Source organism: Kitasatospora sp. NPDC002965 (genome assembly GCF_040611255.1).
GTDB lineage: Bacteria > Actinomycetota > Actinomycetes > Streptomycetales > Streptomycetaceae > Kitasatospora.
Genome location: NZ_JBEXNT010000017.1, coordinates 1 through 24,024 on the forward strand (window position 1 = coordinate 1; position 24,024 = coordinate 24,024).

The 24,024-nt window shown below is 71.6% G+C and carries 20 protein-coding genes; 7 read left to right on the top strand and 13 right to left on the bottom strand.

Annotated features, from left to right (window positions below):
- Positions 1-324: 324 nt before the first annotated feature.
- Positions 325-735, bottom strand: coding sequence for a VOC family protein (locus ABZY91_RS10070; protein ID WP_329879784.1), 411 nt, complete (start codon positions 733-735; stop codon positions 325-327).
- Between the two features lie 354 nt (positions 736-1,089).
- Here ABZY91_RS10070 and ABZY91_RS10075 point away from each other — a divergent pair, with 354 nt between their 5' ends.
- Positions 1,090-2,151, top strand: coding sequence for an LLM class flavin-dependent oxidoreductase (locus tag ABZY91_RS10075; protein WP_355401247.1), 1,062 nt, complete (start codon positions 1,090-1,092; stop codon positions 2,149-2,151).
- 3 nt (positions 2,152-2,154) lie between these two features.
- On the opposite strand, the gene ABZY91_RS10080 is transcribed toward ABZY91_RS10075, so the two are convergent.
- From ABZY91_RS10080 to ABZY91_RS10100, 5 genes are all read right to left on the bottom strand, one after another.
- A complete protein-coding gene (locus tag ABZY91_RS10080; RefSeq protein ID WP_355401249.1) occupies positions 2,155-2,610 on the bottom strand; it encodes a MarR family transcriptional regulator in 456 nt (151 codons plus the stop codon).
- A 134-nt stretch (positions 2,611-2,744) separates the two neighbouring features.
- Positions 2,745-4,430, bottom strand: a complete 1,686-nt coding sequence (locus ABZY91_RS10085) for an ABC transporter family substrate-binding protein (protein WP_329879787.1) — start codon at positions 4,428-4,430, stop codon at positions 2,745-2,747.
- A 47-nt stretch (positions 4,431-4,477) separates the two neighbouring features.
- On the bottom strand, positions 4,478-6,598 hold the full coding sequence (locus ABZY91_RS10090) for an ABC transporter ATP-binding protein (RefSeq protein ID WP_355401251.1): 2,121 nt from the start codon (positions 6,596-6,598) through the stop codon (positions 4,478-4,480).
- Positions 6,595-7,581: an ABC transporter permease gene (locus ABZY91_RS10095; protein WP_355401253.1), complete on the bottom strand. Its 987-nt coding sequence runs from the start codon at positions 7,579-7,581 to the stop codon at positions 6,595-6,597. Before ABZY91_RS10095 ends, ABZY91_RS10090 begins: the two co-directional genes overlap by 4 nt.
- 13 nt (positions 7,582-7,594) lie before the next feature.
- The gene (locus ABZY91_RS10100) at positions 7,595-8,578 is read right to left on the bottom strand and encodes an ABC transporter permease (RefSeq protein WP_355401255.1); all 984 of its coding nucleotides are present in this window, start codon (positions 8,576-8,578) and stop codon (positions 7,595-7,597) included.
- A gap of 768 nt (positions 8,579-9,346) precedes the next feature.
- Between ABZY91_RS10100 and ABZY91_RS10105 the strand changes: the two genes are divergently transcribed.
- On the top strand, positions 9,347-9,478 hold the full coding sequence (locus ABZY91_RS10105) for a hypothetical protein (RefSeq protein ID WP_355401257.1): 132 nt from the start codon (positions 9,347-9,349) through the stop codon (positions 9,476-9,478).
- A 1,417-nt stretch (positions 9,479-10,895) separates the two neighbouring features.
- On the opposite strand, the gene ABZY91_RS10110 is transcribed toward ABZY91_RS10105, so the two are convergent.
- Positions 10,896-12,494 carry a hypothetical protein gene (locus ABZY91_RS10110; RefSeq protein ID WP_355401259.1) on the bottom strand — a complete coding sequence of 533 codons (1,599 nt, stop codon included), beginning with the start codon at positions 12,492-12,494 and terminating at the stop codon, positions 10,896-10,898.
- Positions 12,495-12,955: 461 nt separating this feature from the next.
- Between ABZY91_RS10110 and ABZY91_RS10115 the strand changes: the two genes are divergently transcribed.
- Entirely contained in the window at positions 12,956-13,345 is a 390-nt protein-coding gene (locus ABZY91_RS10115; protein ID WP_355401261.1) for a type II toxin-antitoxin system RelE/ParE family toxin, read from the top strand.
- Positions 13,342-13,902, top strand: coding sequence for a hypothetical protein (locus ABZY91_RS10120; RefSeq protein WP_355401263.1), 561 nt, complete (start codon positions 13,342-13,344; stop codon positions 13,900-13,902). Before ABZY91_RS10115 ends, ABZY91_RS10120 begins: the two co-directional genes overlap by 4 nt.
- 122 nt (positions 13,903-14,024) lie before the next feature.
- Here the strand turns inward: ABZY91_RS10120 and ABZY91_RS10125 are convergent, their stop codons facing one another.
- The 4 genes from ABZY91_RS10125 to ABZY91_RS10140 all read right to left on the bottom strand — a co-directional run bounded on the left by ABZY91_RS10125 (position 14,025) and on the right by ABZY91_RS10140 (position 17,729).
- Positions 14,025-14,543: a dihydrofolate reductase gene (locus ABZY91_RS10125; protein ID WP_355401265.1), complete on the bottom strand. Its 519-nt coding sequence runs from the start codon at positions 14,541-14,543 to the stop codon at positions 14,025-14,027.
- Positions 14,540-15,337 carry a thymidylate synthase gene (locus tag ABZY91_RS10130; protein ID WP_355401267.1) on the bottom strand — a complete coding sequence of 266 codons (798 nt, stop codon included), beginning with the start codon at positions 15,335-15,337 and terminating at the stop codon, positions 14,540-14,542. The genes ABZY91_RS10125 and ABZY91_RS10130 overlap by 4 nt, the downstream gene beginning before the upstream one ends.
- Before the next feature lie 198 nt (positions 15,338-15,535).
- The gene (locus ABZY91_RS10135; protein WP_355401269.1) at positions 15,536-16,633 is read right to left on the bottom strand and encodes a hypothetical protein; all 1,098 of its coding nucleotides are present in this window, start codon (positions 16,631-16,633) and stop codon (positions 15,536-15,538) included.
- Between the two features lie 136 nt (positions 16,634-16,769).
- Positions 16,770-17,729: an AsnC family transcriptional regulator gene (locus ABZY91_RS10140; protein WP_355401271.1), complete on the bottom strand. Its 960-nt coding sequence runs from the start codon at positions 17,727-17,729 to the stop codon at positions 16,770-16,772.
- Between the two features lie 235 nt (positions 17,730-17,964).
- Between ABZY91_RS10140 and ABZY91_RS10145 the strand changes: the two genes are divergently transcribed.
- The gene (locus ABZY91_RS10145) at positions 17,965-18,912 is read left to right on the top strand and encodes a 2-oxoglutarate and iron-dependent oxygenase domain-containing protein (RefSeq protein ID WP_355401273.1); all 948 of its coding nucleotides are present in this window, start codon (positions 17,965-17,967) and stop codon (positions 18,910-18,912) included.
- A 1,116-nt stretch (positions 18,913-20,028) separates the two neighbouring features.
- Positions 20,029-20,307 carry a MerR family transcriptional regulator gene (locus ABZY91_RS10150; RefSeq protein ID WP_329950677.1) on the top strand — a complete coding sequence of 93 codons (279 nt, stop codon included), beginning with the start codon at positions 20,029-20,031 and terminating at the stop codon, positions 20,305-20,307.
- 437 nt (positions 20,308-20,744) lie between these two features.
- Here ABZY91_RS10150 and ABZY91_RS10155 read toward each other — a convergent pair whose 3' ends face one another.
- Entirely contained in the window at positions 20,745-21,623 is an 879-nt protein-coding gene (locus ABZY91_RS10155) for an NAD(P)H-binding protein (protein WP_355401275.1), read from the bottom strand.
- A gap of 63 nt (positions 21,624-21,686) precedes the next feature.
- On the opposite strand from ABZY91_RS10155, the gene ABZY91_RS10160 reads away from it, so the two are divergent.
- Positions 21,687-22,283 (top strand): TetR family transcriptional regulator, encoded by a 597-nt coding sequence (locus ABZY91_RS10160; RefSeq protein ID WP_329950666.1) that lies wholly within the window; start codon positions 21,687-21,689, stop codon positions 22,281-22,283.
- A gap of 411 nt (positions 22,284-22,694) precedes the next feature.
- Here the strand turns inward: ABZY91_RS10160 and ABZY91_RS10165 are convergent, their stop codons facing one another.
- Positions 22,695-23,975 carry a DUF6357 family protein gene (locus ABZY91_RS10165; protein ID WP_355401277.1) on the bottom strand — a complete coding sequence of 427 codons (1,281 nt, stop codon included), beginning with the start codon at positions 23,973-23,975 and terminating at the stop codon, positions 22,695-22,697.
- Between the last annotated feature and the right edge of the window lie 49 nt (positions 23,976-24,024).

Sequence of the window (24,024 nt, forward strand, 5' to 3'; positions counted from 1 at the left end):
TTGGGGGTTTCCCTTGGGCTCCCCCCCTTTGTATTTCAATCTCTCCCACCCCCAGCCGGGGGGGCGCGCGCCGGGGCCCCCCCCGCGGCGGCCCCCCGGACGCTCAACGGTGTGGACCGGTCCGCCGGACCCGGCCGGCCGCCGGCCGGGCGACGGCCCGACAGCGGCGGGGCGGAGTCCGGGCTCACGACCGGTTCACCGAGGTCCCGGACGCGGTCCTGGTGGGCGACCGACACGGCACCCACGTCCGCTCCGGTGCGCCGCCGCGTTCCTCACGGGTGGTCGCGGTGTCGGCCCGCACGGCCGCACCGGTGCCCGCACGGGTCAGCGCAGCTCCTGGATGCGGACCAGGTTGCCCGCGGGGTCGCGGATCGCACAGTCGCGGATGCCGTACGGCTGCTCGGTCGGCTCCTGGACGACCTCGGTATCACCGGCCTGCACCTTCTCGAACGTGGCGTTGAGGTCCGGGGTGGCCAGCAGGATCCAGCCGTAGGTGCCCTTGGCCATCATCTCGGTGATCGTGCGGCGCTCGTCCTCGGTGATGCCGGGATCGGCGGCGGGCGGCGCCAGAAGGATCGACGTGCCCGGCTGGCCGGGCGGGCCGACCGTGATCCAGCGCATCCTGCCCTGCCCGACATCGCTGCGGACCTCGAAGCCGAGGACGTCGCGGTAGAAGGCGAGCGACGCGTCCGGGTCGTCGTGCGGAAGGGAGGTCGTGTGAATGGTGATGTCCATGGTGAGCAGGCTAGAGGTGGCTCCGTGAAACGCGCTTCTCCATTCCTGATCGATCCGGACACACCCGGACGTTCACGGGCATGTCATCACGCGGAGCGCACCCCCCTTCCCGCGACGGTGCACCCGATGCTCCGTCAGCCGCCCTCCGGGGGCGGAGACTCGTCGGGCGTTTCGTCTCCGGTCCTGACGGTCGGGTTGCGCGTCAGGTCGGGACGGTGTCGCCGGCGAGTCGGCGGGTCACGATGCCGATCATCGCGATCGGCACGGTGGTCGGTGTCGGCCTCGTTCGGCTGCCGTCTTGACGGGGGGAGACCGCCTCCTCCAGAGTTCACATGTGAACCCAAGGGGAGGGGTGTGCTCGTGAAATTCCTGGCCAGTACGTTGGTTCCCAAGAAGAGCAGGGGACTGGGAAGCCCGCCGCTCAGCCGGACGGAGCGGTTCACGGAGCTGATCGATCTCGCACTGTGGGCCGAGCGGGTGGGGTACGACGCGTTCGGGGTCGGCGAGCGGCACAATCCGGACCTGTTGTCGGCGTCACCTGCGGTGATCCTCTCGAACATCGCCGCCCGGACGACCCGGATCCGCCTGGTCACCGCGGTCGCGGTGCTGTCGCTCACCGACCCCGTCCGCTCCGCCGAGGACTACGCCACGCTCGACCACCTCAGCGGAGGACGGCTCGACCTGGTCATCGGCAAGGGCGGCGACCCGGTCGCGCCGAGCGTCTTCGGCATCGACCCGGCCGACCTGTGGGACCGGCTGGAGGAGGGTTACGAGCTGCTCCGGCGGCTGTGGCGGGAGGAGAAGGTCACCTGGGAGGGCCGCTACCGTCCGAAGCTGACCGAGGCCTCCCTCGAACCCCGGCCGTTCCAGCAGCCGGCGCCCCGGGTCTGGCACGGTTCGGCCACCAACAAGCGTTCCACCGAACTGGCGGCGCGCTGGGGGGACCCGCTGTACTCGGCCAACGGCACGGACCGCGTCGACCACTACCTCGACCTGGTCGCCCACTACCGCGAGCGGCTCGCCTTCCACGGCCACGATCCCGACACCGCGCTGGTCGGCGTGGGCGTGCATTCCCCCATCATCACCGACCGCTCGCAGGACGCCCTGGCGATCGCGCGGCCGATGTTCGAGGCCTCGGTGGCCGAGCACTACCGCGATCGCGCCCGCTTCCCGTTCGAGTCCCTGGAGGACTTCATCGAGAACGGATCCGCGCTCGTCGGTACCGCCGAGCAGATCACCGAGAAGCTCCTCGGCCTGCACCGGAAGTTCGGCAACCAGGTGTTCGGCGTCGGAGTGGAAGGGTTCTTCTCGACCTACACGACGGACCTGGCGGTCACCCGCGGCTACCTCGAACGGTTCTTCGCCGAGGTCGCCCCCGTCCTGCGGGCCGAGATCCCCACCACCGTCTGGGAGTGATCCTCAGTCCGACGTGTCCCGGCGCACATGGGCGCGGATCTTCCCGGAGATCGCGATGAGCCGCTCCACCTCGTCCGCGGTGAGAGCGCCGATCAGCTCCTCCCGGATGTGCCGGGCGCGGTACGCCTGCGCCCGGCGGAACACCGACAGGCCCTGCGGGGTGAGGGAAACCGCCGTGGCGCGGGCGTCACCGGGCACCGGCTCCCGCTCCACCAGGCCGCGCTGCTCCATGCGTCCGACGTGCTGGTGGAGCCGGCTCTTGCCGAACATCAGCGTCCTCGCCAGTTCGAACGCGCGCAGTGTGTGGCCCTCGGTGTTGCCCAGCGCGTCCAGAACCTGCCAGTCCGGCTCGGACAGCCCGGTGTCCTGCTGGAGCCTGCGGGTCAGCACCTGCCACAGCTCGACGTCCATGTGGAAGAAGGCGTCCCACAGTGCACGTTCGCGCTCTCGCTGCCGCATGGCTCCACACTGTACCGAGCCACCGCGCTGCTCCGTCCTCCTCAGCCTGCCGACGTGCGGCCGGGGCGGGCCGCCGACGAGCACGGCGGCCCGATCGGCGGCTCCGCCTCGCCCCTCGCGGGGCGCCGGTGGTGCTACTTCTGCCAGCCGATGGTCTCGGGCAGCGGGCTGTTGAAGATGGCGGCACCGACGTTGGCGAGGCCCTTGCGGAGGCCGTAGGTGGAGGGTCCGCTGTAGAGCGGCAGGAGGGCGTGCTGCTGGAGGGCCTTCTGCTCGATCTTGTTGACGGCCGCGATCTGCTGGCCGATGTCGGCGATCTCTCCGGTGGCGCGGATCTCCTTGTCCAGCTCGGGGGTGCCGGCTCCGGTGATGTTGGAGTCACGGTCCGAGCAGTAGAAGTCGCACAGGTACCGTGCGCCGAAGGGGTCCGTCGAGCGGTTGCCGGAGATGAACAGGTCGAAGCGGCGGTCGCTGAGCACCTTGGAGAACTCGTTCACGGAGACCTTGTTGACGGTCAGCTTCACGCCGACGGTCTTGAGCATCGCGGTGAACGCTCCGGCGACGGCCTTCTCGATGGGGTCGTCTCCGAGCAGGGTGTAGCCGAGTGCGAGCTCCTGGCCGTCCTTGGTGCGGACGCCGTCGGCCCCGGGTGCCCAGCCGGCCGCGTCCAGGGTCTTCCGGGCCTGCTCCGGGTCGTACTTCAGCACGGCGGTGAGGTTGTCCTGGTAGCCCTGCTGGAAGCTGTAGAGCACCGCCGAGCCGGGCAGCGGTTCGGTGTAGTCGAGGCCCTGGAACCGGATCTTCGCTATCTGTGCGCGGTCGATGCTCTCCTGCACCGCCTTGCGGACCTGGACGTCGCCGAGCAGCGGGGACTTGGTGTTGAGGTACAGCGCGTACTCGAAGGGGCTGCCGCCGCTGCGGACCTCGGCGTCCTTGGTGGTCCTCACCTGCTTGAGGTTCTCCGCAGTCCCGACGGGGGCGTAGTCGATCTCGCCGTTCTTGAAGGCGTTGATCGCGGCGGCGCTCTCCAGGTTGACGTAGACGCGCTTGTCGAGCTTGCCCTTCCGGCCCCACCAGGAGGGGTTGCGCACGAAGGTGATGTTGCCGGACTGGGCGTCCCAGGTGCCCACGGTGTACGGTCCGGTGCCCCACTCGGGGTGGGCCGTCTTGACGTACGCCTGGTTGAAGTTGGCGACGGTCGCGGCCTGGGGGTGCAGGAAGGTGGTGAACAGCGCGGACCAGGAGGCGTTGACGCCCTTGAAGGCGATGACCGCCTGTTTGTCGTCCGCGCCCCGGGTGACGGACGTGATGAGGTCGTAGCCGTCGGTGGAGGAGGCCGCGTAGTCCTTGTCCGTGCCGTTGTTGGACTTCCAGGTGGCCTCGATGGCCCGCCAGTCGATCGGGGTGCCGTCGTTGAACACGGCCTTGGGGTTGAGGGTGATGACGACCTTCTGGTCGCCGCCCTCGACCGAGACCTTCACGTCGCTGTAGTAGTCCGGGTTGTACTGGACCTCGCCGGTGGGCGAGTAGGTGATGGCGTCGGCGTTGTACCAGGACCAGATCCGCAGCGTGTTCAGGGTGCCGTTGACGTTGAAGGGGTTGCCCTGCTCGTCGAAGGTGCCCGCGGTGGTGTAGGTGCCGCCGTCCTTGATGTTCTCGTACGGCTGGGGGTTGTAGTCGGTGACCGAGGACGCGACCTTGGCCGTGTCCTTGGCGGTCTCCTTGGCGTCCGGCCCGGAGGAGGACGAGGAGGAGCACGCGGTGGCGGCGACCGCGACGGCCGCGACGAGCGCGAGGGGCAGGGTGAGCTTCCTACGCATGGGGTGTCCTTGTGGGATCGGTGTGAAGGGGTGGGGCGGCGCGGGTGTCAGACCGCGTGGCAGGCGTACTGGTGGTCGGAGCCGTCCGGGGTCCCGGCGGTGGCCGGCCGTTCGGTGCGGCAGCGCGTCTGTACGCTCTGGTCGGAAACTCGGTAGAGCGGGCAGCGGTCGACGAACACGCAGCCCTCCGGCAGCCTGGCGGCGCTGGGCTGCTCGCCCGCGAGGACGATGCGCTCGCGGTGGCGTTCGCGCTCCGGGTCGGGCAGCGGGATCGCCGACAGCAGGGCCTTCGTGTACGGGTGCCGGGGCCGGGCGAAGATCTCCTCGGTGGCGCCGGACTCGACGATGTGTCCGAGGTACATCACGGCGATGCGGTCGGAGAAGTAGCGCACCACGGCCAGGTCGTGCGCCACCACGAGGTAGGCCAGGCCCAGTTCGCGCTTCAGTCGGGCGAGCAGGTTGATGATCTCGGCCTGCACGGAGACGTCCAGGGCGGACAGCGGCTCGTCCAGGACCAGCAGCCTCGGCTCGCGGGCCAGGGCGCGGGCGATGCCGACGCGCTGGCGCTGGCCGCCGGACAGGGCGGCGGGGAAGCGGTCGCCCATGGCGCGGTCCAGGCTCACCAGGTCCAGGAGCCGGGTGACCCGGGCCCGGACGGCCGACCGGTCGGCGCCGGCGGCCCGGAGCGGTTCGGCCAGCAGGTCGAAGACGGTCAGCCGGGGGTCCAGGGCGTCCGTCGGGTCCTGGAGGACGATCTGGATGTCGCGCCGCAGCTCGCGCACCTGGGCGGCCGACCGCAGCGTGGCGACGTCGGTGCCGGCCACCTCGATGCGGCCGCCCTCGGGGGCGCGCAGCCGCAGGACCTCGCGCAGCGTGGTGGTCTTGCCGCTGCCGGACTCCCCGACCAGGCCCAGGGTTTCGCCGGCGCGCAGTTCGAAGCTGACGTGGTTGACCGCGTGCAGGGTCCCCACCCGGCGCCTGAGGACGGCTCCCTTGGTGACGGGGAACGTCTTGACCAGGTCCTCGACGCGCAGGACCACTTCGCCGGCGGTCCGCTCCCCGGCGCGGGCCGCAGGCACGGGCACGGCGCCCGCCGCCGGGTCGAGGCTTCCGTCGGCGATCTCCTGCGCGCGGTGGCAGGCGACCCGTCCGGGCTGCCCGGCCGGTGCGGGCAGGTCCGGTGCGGGCAGGTCCGGTGTGGTCAGGTCCGGTTCCGTGGTGCGGCACACGTCCTGGGCCACCGCGCAGCGGGGCGCGAAGGGGCATCCGGCGGGCAGGGCGGCCAGCGAGGGCGGCTCGCCGCCGACCGGGATCAGGGGCCGGTGGACGCCGCTGTCCACGGTGGGGACGCTGGCCAGCAGACGGGCGGTGTAGGGCATCGTGGGCCGGCGGAAGAGCTCGTCGACGCCCGCGTGCTCGACGATCCGTCCGGCGTACATGACGGCGACGTCGTCGGCGTGGCCGGCCACCACGCCCAGGTCATGGGTGATCAGGACGAGAGCTGCGCCGGTCTCGCGCTGGGCCAGGCGCAGCACGTCGAGGATCTGGGCCTGGACGGTGACGTCGAGCGCCGTGGTGGGCTCGTCGGCGACGAGGACCGAGGGCTTGTTGGCGATGGCCAGGGCGATGACGACGCGTTGGCGCATGCCGCCGGAGAACTCGTGCGGGAACGACTTGGCGCGTTCGCGCGGGTCGGGGATGCCGACCAGGTCGAGCAGTTCCACCGCCTGCTCCCATGCGTCCTTCGCGGACAGCTCCCGGTGCACGCGCAGGGCCTGGGAGAGCAGCCGGCCGACGCTGAAGATGGGCGTGAGCGCGGACATCGGGTCCTGGAAGACCATGCCGATGTCCTTGCCGCGCACCCGGGAGATCTCCCGGTCGTCCATCGCCGCCAGGTCGCGGCCGCCCAGCAGGATCCGGCCGCTGAGGTGTGCGGTGGGCGGCAGCAGGCCCATGACGGCGAGGGCGGTGGCGGACTTGCCGGAGCCGGACTCGCCGACGATGCCGAGGGTACGCCCGGGCAGGAGGTCGAAGTCGATGCCGCGTACGGCCTCCACCGGTCCGGCCTCGGAGGGGAACGAGACGCGCAGGTCGCGTACGGACAGGACGGGTGCGGGCTCGGTGGGCCCGGCCGCGGGCCCGGTGGGGCGGGCGGGTGCGAGGGTCATCGTCGGCCTCCTGCCGCGCCGGTGGACGTGGGGTCGAGGGCGTCGCGCAGGCCGTCACCGACGAAGGTCATCGAGACGGTGAGGAGCACGGTCAGCCCGGCGGGGAAGGCGAAGAGCCAGGGGGCGCTGGTGAGGGTGCCCGCGCCGTCGGCGAGCATCGTGCCCAGTGACACGTCGGGGGTCTGCACGCCGAAGCCGAGGAAGGACAGGGCGGTCTCGCTGAGCACGGTGGAGACCACGCCCAGGGTGAGGTTGACGATGAGCAGGGAGCCCAGGTTGGGGATGATGTGGCGCACGACGATGCGCAGGGGGCGCACGCCCATGAACTCCGCGGCGAGCACGTAGTCGCGCTCGCGCAGGGACGTCGACACCGACCAGACCACGCGGGCGGTGGACATCCAGCCGAACACCGTCAGGACGAGGATGAGGACCCGCCAGTCGCCGGCCAGCCGGTGCGAGACCAGGGCGAGGATGAGGAAGGAGGGCACGATCAGCAGGAAGTGGATGAGGGCGAGGGTGGCCTTCTCCACCCGGCCGCCGAAGTAGGCGGCGCCCGCGCCCACGACCGCGGAGATGGCGACGGTCAGCAGGGACACGCTCACCGCGATCGTCAGCGAGCGCTGGAGGCCGTGCACGGCGGCGGCGTAGATGTCGTTGCCGCCCTGGTTGGTGCCGAACCAGTGCTCGGCACCCGGGGCCTGGGTCAGGGCCGAGAAGTCGGCGTCCGCGTAGCCGTGCGGGGTGAACAGGTCGCCGAACGCGCTGAACAGCACGAGCAGCAGGAAGATCACGACGCCGGCGACGGCGATCCGGTTGCGCAGGAAGCGGCGGAGGTAGAGGCGGTGCCGTCCCAGGTAGCGCCCGTCGTGCTCGGTGGGCGGCGGGTCTGCGGTCGGCCCGGGGGCAGCCCCGGTGGCGGGGGCCGTGGCGGCGGTGGTCGTGGCGCTGGCGAGGACGCTTTCGGAGGTCGCGTCGGGACTCATAGGGGTGCCCATCTCAGCTGACCCGCACTCTCGGGTCGAGGAGAACGGTGGTGATGTCAGCGAGGATCGCGCCGACCGCGGTCAGGGCGGCGGCGAAGGCGGCGGTGGCCACGGTGCCGTGCACGTCGTTCTTGTTGATGGTCTGGATGAAGTACTGGCCCATGCCGTTCCAGCCGAAGATCGTCTCCGTGAGGACCGCGCCGGTGAAGGCGGCGGGGATGCTGAAGGCCACGGACTGGGCGGTGGGGATCAGGGCCGTGCGCAGGGCGTGTCGGCGGATCGCCTGGGCGCGGGTGAGCCCGGTGGCCCGGGCGGTGCGCACGAAGTCGGATCCGATGACGTCCAGCAGCAGGGAGCGCTGGGTGAGGTGGTAGCCCACGTACCCCGTCAGGGTGAGTGTCAGCGTCGGCAGGATCAGGTGCGCCAGCCGGTCACCGATCGTCGCCCAGAACCCCTCCACGTCGGGCGACTTCTCCCCTGCGACGTACAGGAAGTGCCAACCCGCCTGTTCGTTCAGCCGGATGGCGAGGAACACCAGGGCGAGGGCGGCGATCGACACCGGGACGTTGAAGAGCGCCATGGACAGGGCCTGGGCGGCCCGGTCCCGCCAGCCGTACTGGCGCGAGGCGGTGTGGACGGCGAGCGAGACACCGACGACGACGGACAGGACCGTGGCGCCGATCACCAGTTCGGCGCTGACCAGGGAGCGGTAGCCGATTTCCCCGTTCACCTGGACCCCGACCGGGGAGCGGCCCCAGTCGAAGCGCAGGACCACACCGGTCAGCCAGTCCCACCAGCGGTGGAGCAGCGGCTCGTGCGGGTCGAGGTTGTAGGGGGCCAAGGCCCGGGAGATCTGCTCCTCGGTGCGGACCGGGCGCAGCTCCTTGAAGTTCGAGCGCGGGTCGAGGAACCAACTGGCCAGGAAGTACGTGGCGTTGGTGGCCACGGCGATGACCAGGAGCCAGCCCGCCGCCCTGCGTGTCACGTACCGGAGCACGGACGCCACCTCCCCACCGGATGCGGCGGGTGTGGCTGGGGAGTAGCGGGTCTGGGGGAGCTAGGCATGCGGGTGGAACTCTTCCGATCCAAGGAGTGGTTGCACGACCGTGCAGAGGCCAGTCTGTGTGCGAGCGACACGTGACACCAGAGATCAGGGCATTTGGACACGAAGACGAAATACCCCCGCAGCAAATGGACGTGTTCGCGTCACAATTCGATCGATCCGCAGGTGGGGCGGGTCGTAGCAGGCGCAGGGCCCCGGGCCCTGTGGCCGCTGCGGCCGGTGGGGCAGAGGCGGCGTCAGCTTCCGGTGCGCGGAGGGGCGTCGGCCTCGCCCTCGGCCGGCCCGCGCTCGCCGGGGCGGCATCCTGCTCAACACCGTGCTCGTCGTGTCCCGGCCGGTCCGGGGCAGGGCGACGTGGACGCCGCCGGACGAGACCCTCGGGAACCGGACGGCGGCGACCTGGCAAGCGGGCCTGTTCGCGGTCCTGGTGTCGGTCACTCAACCGGCGCGTCGTAGTGAATCGCCTCCTCGGGGCCCCAGGGACAACGGAGTGGCGGCTCCTCCTGAAGGAGAGCGAGATCCCTGAGATCACCCGTTGCGCCACGTCCAGGAGCAGCGAACCACCTACCCCACCGCCTGCTGTCTTCCCGCGCCCCCACATGGACAGTGGTCGTAGCCGACCCGGCTCCCGCCTCGGATGCCGTGTTCCTCTACGGGGTGCCATAACGGATGTGACGCCCCCCACCGGAGGTAAGTCAGCGTATGAGTTCAAAGCGCAGCAAGAATCCAACCCTGCCCGTACTCGACGACGCATTCCGACTCGCGTCGGTCAAGGACGCCGAGGAGTCCACCCGTGACTTGGCCGCGCGGCTGGCCACCACCGAGCAGGAGTGAGCAATGAAGTATGTCGATCTCGATGTCCGAGTCGGCGAACTGACCGGGGTCCTCGGCCCCGGCCCCTACCTTGAGCTTCTGCCTGCGCTGAGCACCAACCTGCCCCCGGGCGCCAGGGCGTTCGCCACCGACCCGAGCCACTACGACTTCGCCGGGCGGCGCTGCGTCAAGGACATGACGCTCCACCAGGCGATCTTCTTCCAAGAAGGGTCAAGCCCTCGACCTCCGCCTCCGTCACAACTGTTGGAAGCACGAGGAGGACCTGGCCATTCGTTATGCGGGGGTGACAGCCGTCCAGATCAGCACTCCGAACGAGCCCTCGCCCTGGGACAACCTCGGCACGCTGATCCTGGACGAGATCCTTCCGCACGACCAGGGCTGCACTCACGAGATGGCCTTCAGGCCCGGGTCGTGCCCGGGCCGCCCCGCCAGGGGCCGAGACGGCACCGCAGACCGGCCTGACGGACGAGCCGGTTCGGGTGCCCCGTTGGTAGGCCGATCCGGATGCGCCTGCCAGGCCGTTGGCGCGGAGGGGGTGGGAGGGTGCAGGGTGTCACCATGTCCGAACGCCGCGATCGCCGCCGTCTGCACGCACGTGCCCGAGCTCTCGGGGTGCCCATCGGGCAGGCCGACCGCCGGGCTTCCCTTCGCCGGCCCGGGCCGCGGGTTGTGGAGCCCGCGTGGCCGCGCACCGCGCTGCCGGACCGGGACGAGACTCCTGCAGTCGTCCGGGCGATGCCTCCGGTACTGGTGGCGTGCTGCACGGTCACGCGCGACCGGCAGGTCACGGACGGCGGGACCGTGATGGTGCTGACACGCCACACGGCGGACTGCCCGGTCTGGTCCGCCCGCTGACCACGGGCCCGGACGGACCCAACCGCGCGAGGGGTGTTCTGCCGGGTGCTGTGGTCAGGCTCCTGCGTCTGCCGACAGAAGCGGCGGTGCCCGCGCTCCTACTGGTCGCTACCCGCCAACGCGCTCGCAGGGAGGACAGGGTGCTTCGGGCCTTCTGTGCCGCGGCCTCCGACCGACCCCCGCAGGCGCGGGGAGCGACCGCCGCAGGCGCGGGGAGCAGCGGCCCGGCCTGGTGGGCGGGCCGTATCGGGTGGACGCCGTGAACCGGGGGTCGTTGGTGAGGTGAACAGACTCAAGGAGGCCCGCTGCGTCGGCGCCCGGGCCCACCTCTGCACCACCGAGATCCAGCCCGCCCACGTCTGGCGCGGACCAGCCGCCGCCCGGCCCGTCGTCGGTGCTGCGCCCAGGGTGGGAGGGGTGGTGGGGTTGCGGGGCTTGGGGCTTCGGGGTGGCGGGTCCGCCCGGCCGGGGAGGGGTCCGGCCGGGCGGGTTCTTCGGGCCCACCGCGTTTCGCCGGATCGGCTCGGGTGCCGACGGGTGGGGTTCGCCGGCACCCGGGGTGTCAGTCGTGGACCCAGAACTCGATGGACAGGGGCGGGACGGTGACGGTGAGGTTGGTGCCGGTCTTGGCGCCGATGCTGTCCATGTTGGTGGAGGGGCCGTAGCGGTAGCCCCGGAAGGTGCCGGTGGTCTGGGTGTCGACGGTGAAGGTGTAGTTCGCGTTGCCGCGGTTGGTGACGACGAAGACGGGCTTTCCGCCGGGGGTCTTCCAGGCCATGATGCGCTGGTTGGGCCGGTAGGTGATGCCGCCGGGCGTCGTGGTGCCGTTCGCGTGGGTCTTGAGGCCGCCGCTGGCCTCGGTGGGGTGGGGCTCTTCGACGTTGTAGCGCACGGAGTCCCAGGGCATGAACCTCACGAAGCCGGCGACGGCGTTCCAGTTGCGGGGGTTCCACGTCCAGTCGCCGGGCTGGAGGTTGGGGAAGCGGCTGTTCACGGGGGCGCCCGGGGGCCGCCAGGTGCCGAGGCCGTAGTTCTCGGACAGGGCGTCGGTGCTGGGCTTGAGGGCGTGCAGCCACCACCAGGTGGGGGAGTTCTGGAAGGTCATCCAGTTCATGATGGACTGGGCGGTGTTGAGGGTGTCGCGGTCGGTGACCGGGCCGTGGCCCGACAGGTACTCGAACTCGTTGTTGAAGACGGGCCTGGAGGCGACGCCGCTGCCGGTGTAGTTCTCGGTGATCTGCGCGTTGCTGTCCGTGCCGATCTTGTGCCAGGTCCAGGCGTCGATGTACTGCATGGTGGTGGTGGAGTTCTTGAGGACCGCGCCTCGGTTGTTCCACCATCCGCTGATGCTGGTCGCGTGGATCTTCGCGTCGGGGTAGTTCGCGCGGATCTTGGGCGCGATGATGTTGAAGACGTCCCGGTACTGCTCGTCGGTGTACTTGCAGCTGCTGTAGGCGGCGCCCTGGTTGGGTTCGTTCTGCAGGCTCCACCAGGAGATCTTCAGCCTCGGCGGCGAGGCCGGGGTCTCCCTCGAGTTTTCGACCAGGTAGTCCAGGTCGGCGACCATGGCGTCACCCATGGCGGCGGACTCGGTCGGGGTGAAGGAGGCGAGGGTCGCGTTCTTGTTCGGTCCGCCCCCGAGTTGTCCGTTGCTCTTCCAGTGGGGGGCGGGGGACCAGTACTCGACGCCGAGGCCCTCGATGCCCGCGTCCTGGACCATCTTGGCCAGCTTCTTGGTCTGGTCCGGGTAGCGGTCCTGGAAGCGCTTGCCGTCGGTGGTGACGCCGCGGTGGTAGAGGCCCATGGCGAGTCGGCAGTAGCGGAAGCCTCGGTCGGTGCGGCCGGCCTTGAGCATGTCGTTGATGAAGCGGGTGTAGGCGGCGGCGGTCAGGTCGAGGGGGACGCCGCTGACCAGGGTGTCGTCGGTGGGGCCGTCGTTGGAGCCGATGGAGTCGGACTGGATCTCGAAGCCGAGGCCGAGGATCGTCTGCCGCTTCGCCCCGTTGTCGTTGAAGGCGATGACGTAGTCGCCGCCGGTGTCGTCGTCGGCGTGCGCGAAGGTGGGGATGAGGACCTGGGGCAGGGAGGCGGCGGCGCCGATGATGGCGGCGCCGCGCAGGACGGAGCGGCGGTTCATACCGTGCGGCTCGGGTCTGGTCATGGTCTTCCTTCGTGGGGGATCCGCCGGGCCGGGGCTCCGTCCGTGCGGGGCGGGGCGTTACGGCGTGGGCGGGCTGCGGACGGAGGCAGGCCCTGGTGCGTGCGGGGCAGGCAACGGGCCAGGTCGGGTGCGATATCGGCGTCGGGGCCGAGGTCGTGCCGCGTAACATATGCGATATACGAAATTAACGCCAGAGGTGTTGCCGCCTCCCCCTCCAGGGGGCGGGCGCCCGTCGAGGCGTCCCTCTCCGGCGGGTTCCTGGCGGGCTCCCGTGTTGCGTGGAGTGTTTCGGGGTGTCGGCGGGGGCGGCTCGCCCGGGAGTGCCGCGCGGGTCGCGCTCGCTCCGGACCGGATCCGCCTGATCGGGAGGGATTCTGACGTTCCGTCACGCGTGAGGTCCGCGCCCCGGTAGGCTGGCGCCAGGCAATGGGTCGTATGTCCGGAAAGTGGGACGACACTTGTTGTCGAATGAGCCGTATACATACCGTCTGGTCCTGGAGCCCGAGGTCAGGGAGTGGCTGCACGGGCTGCGGCGCACCGACCGGGCGTCGCTCGACCAGGTCGCCGCCGCGATCACCGCCCTGCGCCGCGTGGGCCCCGCTCTCGGCCGGCCCCTGGTGGACCGGATCCGGCACTCGGGGATTCCCAACCTCAAGGAGCTGCGGCCCGGGTCGTCGGGCGGCACCGAGGTCAGGCTCCTGTTCGTCCTGGACCCGGGGCGCCGTATCGTGGTCCTGGTCGCCGGTGACAAGCGGGGCCGCTGGCAGTCCTGGTACCGCACGGCGATCCCGCTGGCGGAGGAGCGCTACCGCCGGTACCTCCGGCGGACGGAGGAGCGGACGAACCGATGACGGAGCCCGGGAGCTACGGCGACGACGCCGAGTTCCTCGCGGAGTTCCACCCGCGACCGGGCGACGCGGAGCGGGTCGTCCGGGCGGCGGATCGCCTGGTCGCGGAGAACCGCGGTCGGATCCTCGCCGGACTGCGCCGCCTGACCGGCACCGGCGTCCCGGACCTCGCCCGCGCCATGGGCGTGGACGCGCAGGTGGTGGCGGCGTTGGAGACGGGCCGGGAGACGTCCGCGGGTGCGGTGCTCGCCTTCGTGAGGGCGCTGGGAGGGCACTTGGTTCTGGAGGTCGTACTCGCGGGCGGGCGCCGCGCGGGGTTCGACCTGCCCGCCACCGCCTCGCCGGCCACGGCGGAGGACTTCGGGGAGTGGACCGTCCGGCGCCGGGAAGCGGCTGCGGCGGCCGTTGCGCGGGCGGGCGCCGCGCTCCTCCTCCCGGAGGCGCCGGCCGCCGAGGTCCGCAGGTCGCTGGACCAGCCGGGCACGGCGGACTGCGGGGGAGCGGTCGTCGACGTGCTCCTGGTCGCCGTCGTCGACGGCTGGCGGGCCGAGATCGGCTGACGGGCGCGGGCGGGCACGGGCAGACGCCGGCAGGCATGAGCAGGCATGAGCAGGCATGAACGGGACGAGCGGGCACGGACGGCGAACCGTCGGGGCGTGCCGCGCGGCCGGCCGCCGGGCGGTCAGCCCGCGGTGCCGCGGCGCGCGTAGGTGCGGATGCGGTAGCGCAGGCCGGACGTCGAGGTCCGCGGGCCGAGGTCCTCGGTGACGGCCCACGCGGGACCGACGGCCGGGGCGTGGGTGTCGCCCTCGACAGACAGGTCGATCTCGGTCACCGAGAGGGTGTCGGCCCGGTCGACGGCCGAGCGGTAGAGCTGCCCGCCGCCGATCACCCAGGCCTCGGCGGCCGGGCCCGCCCCGGCCGTCTCGGCGGCCAGTCGCAGGGCCTCGTCGAGGGAGCCGGCGCGGTCGGCGCCGTCCGAGGCCCACTGCGGGTCGCGGGTGACCACGATGTTGCGCCGGCCGGGGAGCGGGCGGAACCGCGGCGGGAGCGACTCCCAGGTGCGGCGGCCCATCACCACGGGGTGCCCGAGAGTGGTCGCCTTGAAGTGTTCGAGGTCCTCGGGCAGGTGCCAAGGCATCGTGTTGTCCGCGCCGATCACGCCGTCCGGGGTCTGGGCCCAGATCAGTCCGATCCTCATACCGCGACCGGTGCCTTGATGGCCGGGTGGTGCCGGTAGTCGACCACGTCCACGTCGGAGTAGGCGTAGTCGAAGAGCGACTCGGCCTGCCGAAGGCGCAGCGCGGGGAAGCCGAACGGCGTGCGGGTGAGCTGTTCGGTCACCTGCTCCACGTGGTTGTCGTAGATGTGGCAGTCACCGCCGGTCCAGATGAACTCCCCCGGCGCGAGGCCCGCCTGCTGGGCGACCATGTGGGTCAGCAGGGCGTAGCTCGCGATGTTGAACGGAACCCCGAGGAACAGGTCGGCACTGCGCTGGTAGAGCTGGCAGGAGAGCCTGCCGTCGGCCACGTAGAACTGGAACAGCGCGTGGCACGGGGCGAGCGCCATCGCGTCCAGCTCGCCGACGTTCCAGGCCGAGACGATCATCCGGCGGGAGTCCGGGTCGCTGCGCAGGGTGTCGAGGACCCGGCCGATCTGGTCGATGTGCCGACCGTCGGGGCTCGGCCAGCTGCGCCACTGCACGCCGTAGACGGGACCGAGATCACCGTCGCGGTCGGCCCACTCGTCCCAGATGGTCACGCCGTGCTCGCGCAGCCAGCCGACGTTGGAGTCGCCGCGCAGGAACCACAGGAGCTCGTACACCACGGACTTCAGGTGCACCTTCTTGGTGGTGACCAGCGGGAACCCCTGGGTGAGGTCGTAGCGCAGTTGGTGCCCGAAGACGCTCCGGGTACCGGTGCCCGTCCGGTCGGTCTTGGCCGTCCCGGCGGTGAGCACGTGCTTCAACAGGTCTTCGTACTGGGTATCCACCACGAGCGGCAAGTCTACGTGCCCGTCCGATGCCCCGATTGTCCCGGTCCGGTACGCCGCGCGCGGCCGCGCAGCTGGGTCTCCCGTGAGCGCCTTCGGCCGGGCGGGGCGGACCGGGCGGCTGCTCTTGCGTCCCCGCGGCAGGTTATCTTGCGGTAGACGCACCGCGAAGTCGGCAAGCCCTGACCGCCGGGCCGGGCCTCAGCCGGCCGTCCCCCGGGCGGAGGTGTCGGGGGTGAGGCCGTCCTGCGCCTGCCGGGCGCGTTCGGCGAACAGCTGGGTGAGGAGGGTGAATCCGGGCGCGGTGAGGCCGGCGCCGGGCCCCTGGCCGCGCACGAGGAGCAGCGTGCTGCCGACCCGGACCAGCGCGACCGCCGCGCCGCCGCCCTGGATGCGGATGGCGCTCTGGTCGCCGCTCCGGGGGACGGCCGCCGTCGGCTGCTCGCCGGGGGTGCTTTCGAGCATGGCGTCGAAGGCGCGGGCGGCGGTCTCGGGGGAGGTGAAGGCGGTCGCGGTGAACTCGACGGTCTGCGCCGAGGCCGAGGCGAACGTTACCGTGGCGTAGGCGAGTTGGTGGTCGCAGGCGTCCGGAGGCAGGCAGGGGAGCGGGCCGGCGGTGCCCACGCCCGTCCCGCTCCCGGGACCCGTCCCCGACTCCGGCGCTCGCTGCACCCGCCAGCCGATCGGCATCGCGCCCTCGCCGGGCAGCACCGCTCGGAGCAGCGACGGGTCCCGAAGCGGCTGCGCGGCGTGTGCCAGGCCGGGCCCACCGGGCTTCAGCAGCGGGCGCGAACTCAGGTGGATGCCGAGCGCCACCAGAGAGGTGATCAGGACCAGGGCGAGCGCCACCACGATGCCGGCGCTGCTCCGCCGCCCGGCGAGCAGCCGGGCACGGGCGGCGTCCGGGCCCATCCGCAGCTGAACGGTGGCGGGGCCCTCTGGCCGGGGTCCGGTCCGCAGTTGCACGGTGCCGGGGTTCTTCGCCGGTGGTGCGCCGGCCCTACCCGTCCGCAGCTGGACGGTCTGCGGGCCGGAGGGTGACTCGGAGGGCTTCCCGAGTTCCGTGGTGGCCAGGTACTGCGCGAACGCCACGTCGGCGGCCAGCAGTCGGGCGACGGCCGCGGTCAGCAGCGTTCGCGCCTTCGGGTCCTGCGGGTCCGCCGCGGCGGCGGCGAGCGCCTGCGACCCCTCGGGCATCATCCGCAGCCGGGCCCGCACCACGTCCGCCACCGCCTGATGCGCTCCGTCGCCGAGCAGCGCCGCCACCACGGCCGCTTCCGGCCCCAGACCGTCTCCCATGGCAACTTCCCCCGTCGCGCGAGTAGTTGCCTCCACCATCCCGGACCACTGCTCAATTCGTACCCACGCCGAAACGGAACGGAGACGCAACTGCAACCCCACCCGGACGAACCGGGCGGCGGCGCGGACGGCGCGCTCAAGTCGGGACGGGGGCGAGGCGCTTGACTTCCCACAGGGTCACGGCGGTCTCGATGTGCCGGACCCCGGGGAGTGGGCTGATGCGCCGGTCGATGTAGTCGTACAGGTCGGCCGGGTCGCGGAAGATGCCGCTGGCGACCAGGTTGGACGTGCCGGTGGTGGCCGCGGCGAAAGCGATCTGCGCATGGGTGGCGAGGGTTTCCCCCACGATGCGCAGGTGCGCCGGCGCGACGTTCAGCCAGATGCGGGTGGCCGTCCGGTAGCCGAGGAGCCGCGGGTCGAAGTCGACCGAGAGGTTCAGGGCGCCCGCGCCGCGGAGGCGGTCGAGGTGGCGTTGGATGCTGGAGGGGGAGCGGCGGGCGGCCGCGGCGAGCTCGGGCAGCGACGCGCGGCCGTCGCGGGCCAGCTCCCTGAACAGGATGTGATCGGTTGTGTCCAGGTCGAGCGGGGTGGCGGAGGGCGCAGGGGAGGGCACCGCGGCCGCGGTGCCCTGTGGCCCGAACCGGGTCGCGTGCCAGGTGCTCGTCGCCCCGAGGAAGACGCGCATCATGCAGTGCGCGCTGACGGAGAGCACCCGCGGGGTGCGGGGGAGCTTCTCCAGGAGCAGTGCGTTGAGTTCGTCAGCCGAACGGGCGTCGAGCGCGCAGTAGAGCTCGGTGCCGTCCGAGGCGATGGTGACCCAGCTGGTGTCGGAACGGCGGGCGAGGGCTCCGGCGACGGTTCCGGCGGCGTCCGGGGCGCAGTGCAGTCGCAACAGCCAGCGGCTCAGGCCCAGACGGGAGGAGACGGGCCGGCCGATGATGCGCAGGCCGAGGCCGCGTAGTCGCCGGTAGCGACGGGCAACGGTGCGTTCGGACACCTCGCGGTCTCGCGCGATGCGGCTGAAGGGCGCGCGGCCGTCGAGTTGGAGAGCCCGGAGCAGGTGCTGGTCGAGCTCGTCGACGGTGTCGCGATCCACCGGTACACCTCGGTTCCTCGCCGGATGGTCCCGTTTTCAAGCGTACGGCTTGAGCCGTAGCGGGAGGGACCTGGATGGTGACCGGGTCGCCGTCCGTCCGGTGGGCGGCGGCCTTGGTCGGCGCGTGCGCCGAGGCCCCGGCCCCGGGCCGCACCGGAAACGCCCGCTCCCACCGACGGCCCCCGGCCCCACTGACACCCCTGCCCCGTCCATCGACCTCACGGAGGATCCGCCCGTGGCCACTACCCCGATTCCCCTCATCGACCTCAGCCGCTGGACGTCCGACCACAGCGCGGACCGGGAGCGGCTCGCCGCCCGGGTCGACCGCTCCCTGCAGTCCAGCGGCTTCCTCCTGGTGACCGGGCACGGCATCGAACCGGAACTCCCGGGCCGCGTACGCGCCGCGGCGAACGACTTCTTCCACTTGCCCCAGCCCGTCAAGAGGCCCTACGACCAGAACCGGCGCGGCTGGATCGGCCGGGAACGGGTGACCACCGCCAGGTCCGAGGGCACCCTCACCCCGCCGGACCTGCTGGAGGTCTGGTCGTGCGCCGTCGACTCCTCCGCACGCCCCGGCGTCCCGCAGCAGACACCCGGCCACTGGCCCGACGAAGTCCCCACCCTGCACCCGCTCGTCACGGCATACACCGCCCGGATGCGCACCCTGGCCGACACGCTCCTCGCCATCATGGCGACGGCGCTGCGCCGGCCGGCCGACTTCTTCACCCGTCACACCGCTCGCCCGCACTGGGACTTCACCATCAACTGGTACCCGGCGGCCCACGAAACCGGCACCGCCGCACCCGGCCAGTTCCGCGTCGGACCGCACACCGACTTCGGTCTCGTCACCCTTCTGAACCGGCAGCCCGGCAAGGGCGGCCTCCAGGTCCACGACGAGGAGGCGGGCTGGCAGGATGCCCCCTACGAGCCGGGCGCCTACACCGTCAACATCGGTGACCTCATGGCCCGCTGGAGCGGAGACCGCTGGCGCTCCGGCCGCCACCGCGTCCTGCCCCCGCCCCCCGAGGCGCCGCAGGAGGAACTCACCTCGCTGGTGTACTTCCACGCCTGCGCGCCCGACACCGGGATCACCTCGCTGCCGGCACCACTCGGCCGCAGGCCCTACAGTCCGGTACGCGCCGGGGACTACCTCCAGGGCAAGATGCGCGCGATTCTCGACTGACGGCGTCCCTCTCTCCGCCTGATCCCCGTGCCGCCACTGCGATTCGCCTCCCCGCCGCTGCGATCCGCCTCCCCGCCGCACGGACGGGTCACCGTCTCGGGCGCCCGCCCGTCGGTGCGCCGGTCCCATGCCGCCCACACGGCTTCGGCGGGCCGCCGGCAGGGACTCCCTCGTGCGCGGGGTGTGAGGGGCGGTCCCGGGGACGGGCACCCGCCGGCGGTGCCCCTTCCGTCATCGGGCGTCTTCCCTCCCGCTTCCTGGAACCCCTGCGGCGCCGGGGCGGGGCGTCTGTCCGTCCCTGTTCGGGCCGGAGACTACCTTCCCCTCGGACACGGAAAAATCTGTTCTGGCGGGAGTAGACATTGATGTCGGCTGTGGTTAGTGTTTCTCTCGTAGCCAGCAGTCGAGAGGTACCCGCCAGACACGAACTGGCGGGAAGCGTGACGGAAGTTCGCAGGTCGGCACGGTTGCGGGGCCCTGAAGCCAAGGAAGTGCAGTGCGGCGACAGGACCGGTGGCCGGGCCCGGTGGCCCGCAGTGATCAGGGGCCACCACCAGGCGGTACCGCCGCCGGCAGACGCAGTACCCCAGCAAAGGCGCCGGACTGCGGGCGCGCGTGCCGGGGAGGTCCGGACAGCGGGGTTCCACGCCGAGCTCGTGAGCAGGACGGGCGATGGAGCCGGCAGCCGGACCGGGCGGCAGTCAAGGGCTGCCGAAGCAGTGCGCAGTACCAGCAGTACCCGTGTGAAACCGCAGTGCGCAGGAATGTCAGTGACGCAGAGGAAGAACGGAGGGCGCAAGCGCCATCAGGATCGCCCGGCCCGTGAGGCAGCAGTTCAGTCCGGGCGGACACCGCAGACCCCCCAGCTACGAAGGACGGTGGTTTCCGGTCACGCATACGCGATCCCCGCACGCCCCATCCCCCGGGGCAGTGCGGAAACAGAGGACCGGCCCAGGCCGGTAGATGGTGTTGTTCCCCTTCGGGGCCCCGGAGCCGCAACGGCGACGGGGCCCCTCGACGCGTTCCCCAGGAACCAAGAGAGGTGCAGTGACTACGACGACCGACACGCCCCCCACCCCCAGCAGCTTCGACGACGACGACTACCCCGCCTACACCATGGGCCGCGCCGCCGCCATGACCGGAACCACGGCCGGCTTCCTGCGCACCCTCGGCGACCAGGGCCTCATCACCCCGCTACGCTCCGACGGCGGCCACCGCCGCTACTCCCGCTACCAACTACGCATCGCCATGCGCGCCCGCGACCTCGTCGACCAGGGCACCGCCATCGAGGCCGCCTGCCGCATCATCGTCCTCGAAGACCAACTCGAAGAAGCCCTGCGCATCAACGAACAGCTTCGCCACGACGCCGGACAGCCGCCCACCGCCGACACCTGACCCCGGCGTCACCCCCTGGCCCGGACGGGCCGCCTGCGGCCCGGTGACCTTCACCCCGGTCCGACAGTGCGACAGAACGCGGGAAAGCCGTCACCCACAGGGTGACGGCTTCCAGTGCGTTCAGGCTTCGCGGATCCCGTCCGGGCCCGCAGTTCCCCCGTCCGGACCGAGCACCCGGTTCGGCAACGAGGCCGCAGTCGCACGTGCCGCTCCCACACGGCTCCCCACCGCACTCGTCCTGCTGCTCCCGCCCTGGCGCCGGTGCGGGCCACGCGGAACAGCCCTGTCAGCGGCCAAGATCTTTTCCCCAGGTGCGGTCAGGTATCGGTTCCCACCCGGCGGCCCCGGAGACGAGGCCGGTGCGGAGCCGGTGCGGGGCTGGTGCGAGGCCGGTGCGGAGCCGGTCCGAGAACTGCGGTCGGGCGCGGTCGGCGAGGCTACGAACCCTGTGTGAACGCGGTGGCGTGGTCGGCGGCCCACTGGCGAAACGTTCGCGGAGGCGTCCCCAGGATGTCGGCCACCGCGGTGGTGACGTACGCGGGCTGTCCGACTGCCGCGCTCCACGCGGCGAGCAGCATGTCGACGACCGGGCCGGGCGCCGTACCCTTCCACAGGCTTCGGAACTCGTCCGGCGTGATCTCCTCGAAGTCGATCTTTCGCCCGAGGGTGTCGCCGATGAGGCCCACCTGTGCGGCCTGGGTCAGCGACTCGGGACCCGTCAGGACGTAGTCGCCTCCGACGTGTCCGTCCCGGTGGAGTGTCCGCGCCGCGACGGCTGCGACGTCGCGGTCGTCGACCGGTGCCGACTCGGCGGCGCCGTAAGGCCACCGGACGACGCCGCCGGCCCGGATCGCGGGCGCCCACCAGGCCGGTGCGTTCGATGCGAGCATGCCCGGCCGGATGACCGTCGATTCGAGTCCGGTGGCCGCGATGAGCCGCTCGATGTCGGCGTGCATCGCTGCGACGGGATTGGGCTGCTGGAAGAGGGGGTGCGGTGTCCGGTGCGGCGAGGAGAGGAAGACGACCCGCCGCACGTGGGCCGCCAGCCGCTCGACGACGGCCTCGGTGGTCCGGGGCGGGGCGGTCCAGACGAGGAAGACCGCGCCGGCACCGTTCAACGCCGGGTCGAGTGTCTCGGGCGCGGTGAGGTCGCCGGTGAAGACCTCGACCGCCGCCGGTAGCGTCGCCGCGGCCTCGGGGCGGCGGGTGAGGGCGCGGACCGGTACGCCCGCGTCGAGGAGTTGGTCGATGACGACGCGGCCGATCCGGCCCGTCGCCCCGGTGACGAGCACGGGAGGAATGTCTGTCTGACTCATGCCGCCCATAAAAACGTTACTCGGTTAAAAAAGCAACTCAGTTATGAATGTTACGGTGGTCGGATGAACGAGCCGACGGGACTGCGGGCCCGCAAGAAGGCGCGGACGCGCGATGCCATCGCCGACGCGTCCATCTCGCTGTTCCTGGAGCGCGGCTTCGACCGCGTCTCGGTCAGCGACATCGCCGCGGCAGTCGAGATCTCCAAGCCGACCCTCTTCCGGTACTTCCCCACCAAGGAGGACCTGGTGCTGCACCGGTTCGCGGACCACCAGGGCGAGGCGGCGCGCGTCGTCCGTGACCGCGGGTCCGGCATCGAGCCGGTGCCTGCGCTGCACCGCCACTTCCGGGCCGGCCTCGATCGGTTCGACCCCGTCACCGGCCTCAACGACCACCCCGAGGTGGTGGCGTTCCATCGGCTGGTGTTCACCACACCGAGCCTGGCGGCACGGCTCACGCGCTACCAGCTCGAAGACGAGGAAGCACTGGCGGACGCACTCGGCGAAGGCATCCGGGCACGCCTGTGCGCTGCCCAGGTACTCGCAGTCCAACGGGTGCTCGCCCGGACCAACTGGCAGAAGATCGCTGACGGTCGAACCGCGCGCGACGTCCACACCGAAGCCCTGGCCGACGCCGACCAGGCATTCGAACACCTGCGGTGACGGGCGGCGCGCCCGCCCGACGAAGAGTTCACAGCCCAGTGCACGCATGACTGCGGGCCCGGCCGAGACGCCGACAGCCGCCGCATCGCCGGGCACGATCCCCGGCATCGTCGACGCGACCCTCGGTCGGGCCACTGTTCGCAGCTGCTCCGGCGTCAACCCCCGAAGGACCTCCGGAGCCGACCGTCGTGTCTGCGCCTGCGCCGCCGGGAGCGTCCCACTCCCGCGCTGCTCGCCGTCCGGGCCGGCCGCTGCACTGCCGCGCCGCAGCCGTGGTCGCCGGGTTCCGGCCACCCCGCGCCTGCGTCCTGCCGCCGACCGGCCCTGCGGCTCCGACCGCCCGGGCGCGGCCCGGTCGTCCTCTGCTCCTGAAGGTTCTTCCGGCGGCGCGTTCGCGGGCTGCGGCCGGGACTACCGGGCGTCGCGTCGCCGACGCGCGCGCTCGAACTCGGCGACGTCCGACATCCAGGGACCGTGCTGTTCGAGTGCGGCGCAGCCGCCGCGGACGAAGGTGCTCACCAGCTTCCGGTACCCGCCGATCCCGTCGACCAGGCCGTACTCGACCCGGTACTCCGGATCCGACCCGCCTTCCCCCTCGCGCAGCGTCGTGACCCGGGCGACGGAGTCCGCGTAGAAGTGGAGCTGGATCCCTTCGCCCATCTCCTCGTCCTCGATGGTGAACACCTCGTTGTCCGTGGCCGAGCGGTCGCCGACGAACTCCCAGAACTCCGCGGTGGCAGTACGGGGGCTGTCCTGCCGCCACTTCTTCTCGGCGCCCTTGTCGTCGGTGAACGACAGGACCGTCTTCCTCGCACCCCCGTCCGTCCTCGCACCCCCGTCGAGGTCGGCGCGGTGGTCGGCGCCCTCGGCGTCATCCTCCACGGGGGTGTTCCTGGCGAGGTCCGCGGCCTCCGAGCACATCAGGAAGCTCACGGTGCGCACCGCGTCGTCGACCAGTTCAGGGTGTGCGCGGCGTACGGCCGTTTCGACCGTGGTCTCCATCCGACGCCAGTCGTGCTTGTCGGTGGCGCGGTGTCCCCGTCGCGGATCGCGGCCGATCCGCAGCGCGGCGCACGCCTGCTCCGCGGTGGCGATCACCCGCAGGACCTCGGGCAGCAGCGCGGGTTCGACGGCATCGGGCATCCGTCGGGGAACGGTTCCGCCGTGCAGGTACTGGCCCGTGTACCTCAGGATCGCGGTGTCGAGTGGACCGAGTACCGCCCCGCGCTCGGCGCGACGGCGGTCCGCGTGGTACTCCTGGGCCCGCTTGCCGTTCGACGTCTCCGTCGCCGCGCGCATCGCCGCGCATACCTGACCGCGCTCCAGGAGACCGATGTCGGCCCCGTGGGCGATGAGCCGGCTCCTGTCCCACCGGATGCGTTGGAAGAGTGCGTCGACGTCCGCAGGCGCGCCGAGGAGGATCGGGTCCAGGAGCGCGACGGCGGCGATCTCGTCGAGCCGGCCCCGGGTTCCGGCGTCGTCGCACAGCGGGAGGGCCGCACTCCACAGCAGCAGGTGTCTGGCCAGGTCCTCCCGGATCACCGCAAGATGGGCTTCGCCGATCGAGAACGTGAACGTGCGAGGCTCGTGGTTGGCGTCGGCCCCGGCGCCGAGCATCAGCTTCAGCTCGCCGTCCTCGCGGACGACGTTCGGGATCCAGCCGCTCCTGCGCGTGAAAACGATGTCTCTCATGGACTCAGTCTTTCCCGGAACGGCACCGGCCGGCACCACGGTGGTGTTG

Excerpts from the sequence above, each read along its gene's own strand:
- ABZY91_RS10070 (WP_329879784.1), bottom strand. The coding sequence starts at position 735 with ATGGACATCACCATTCACACGACCTCCCTTCCGCACGACGACCCGGAC.
- ABZY91_RS10155 (WP_355401275.1), bottom strand. The coding sequence starts at position 21,623 with ATGAGTCAGACAGACATTCCTCCCGTGCTCGTCACCGGGGCGACGGGC.
- ABZY91_RS10085 (WP_329879787.1), bottom strand. The coding sequence starts at position 4,430 with ATGCGTAGGAAGCTCACCCTGCCCCTCGCGCTCGTCGCGGCCGTCGCG.
- ABZY91_RS10125 (WP_355401265.1), bottom strand. The coding sequence starts at position 14,543 with ATGAGGATCGGACTGATCTGGGCCCAGACCCCGGACGGCGTGATCGGC.
- ABZY91_RS10080 (WP_355401249.1), bottom strand. The coding sequence starts at position 2,610 with ATGCGGCAGCGAGAGCGCGAACGTGCACTGTGGGACGCCTTCTTCCAC.
- ABZY91_RS10135 (WP_355401269.1), bottom strand. The coding sequence starts at position 16,633 with ATGGGAGACGGTCTGGGGCCGGAAGCGGCCGTGGTGGCGGCGCTGCTC.
- ABZY91_RS10165 (WP_355401277.1), bottom strand. The coding sequence starts at position 23,975 with ATGAGAGACATCGTTTTCACGCGCAGGAGCGGCTGGATCCCGAACGTC.
- ABZY91_RS10105 (WP_355401257.1), top strand. The coding sequence starts at position 9,347 with ATGAGTTCAAAGCGCAGCAAGAATCCAACCCTGCCCGTACTCGACGAC.
- ABZY91_RS10110 (WP_355401259.1), bottom strand. The coding sequence starts at position 12,494 with ATGACCAGACCCGAGCCGCACGGTATGAACCGCCGCTCCGTCCTGCGC.
- ABZY91_RS10095 (WP_355401253.1), bottom strand. The coding sequence starts at position 7,581 with ATGAGTCCCGACGCGACCTCCGAAAGCGTCCTCGCCAGCGCCACGACC.
- ABZY91_RS10120 (WP_355401263.1), top strand. The coding sequence starts at position 13,342 with ATGACGGAGCCCGGGAGCTACGGCGACGACGCCGAGTTCCTCGCGGAG.
- ABZY91_RS10090 (WP_355401251.1), bottom strand. The coding sequence starts at position 6,598 with ATGACCCTCGCACCCGCCCGCCCCACCGGGCCCGCGGCCGGGCCCACC.
- ABZY91_RS10150 (WP_329950677.1), top strand. The coding sequence starts at position 20,029 with ATGGGCCGCGCCGCCGCCATGACCGGAACCACGGCCGGCTTCCTGCGC.
- ABZY91_RS10160 (WP_329950666.1), top strand. The coding sequence starts at position 21,687 with ATGAACGAGCCGACGGGACTGCGGGCCCGCAAGAAGGCGCGGACGCGC.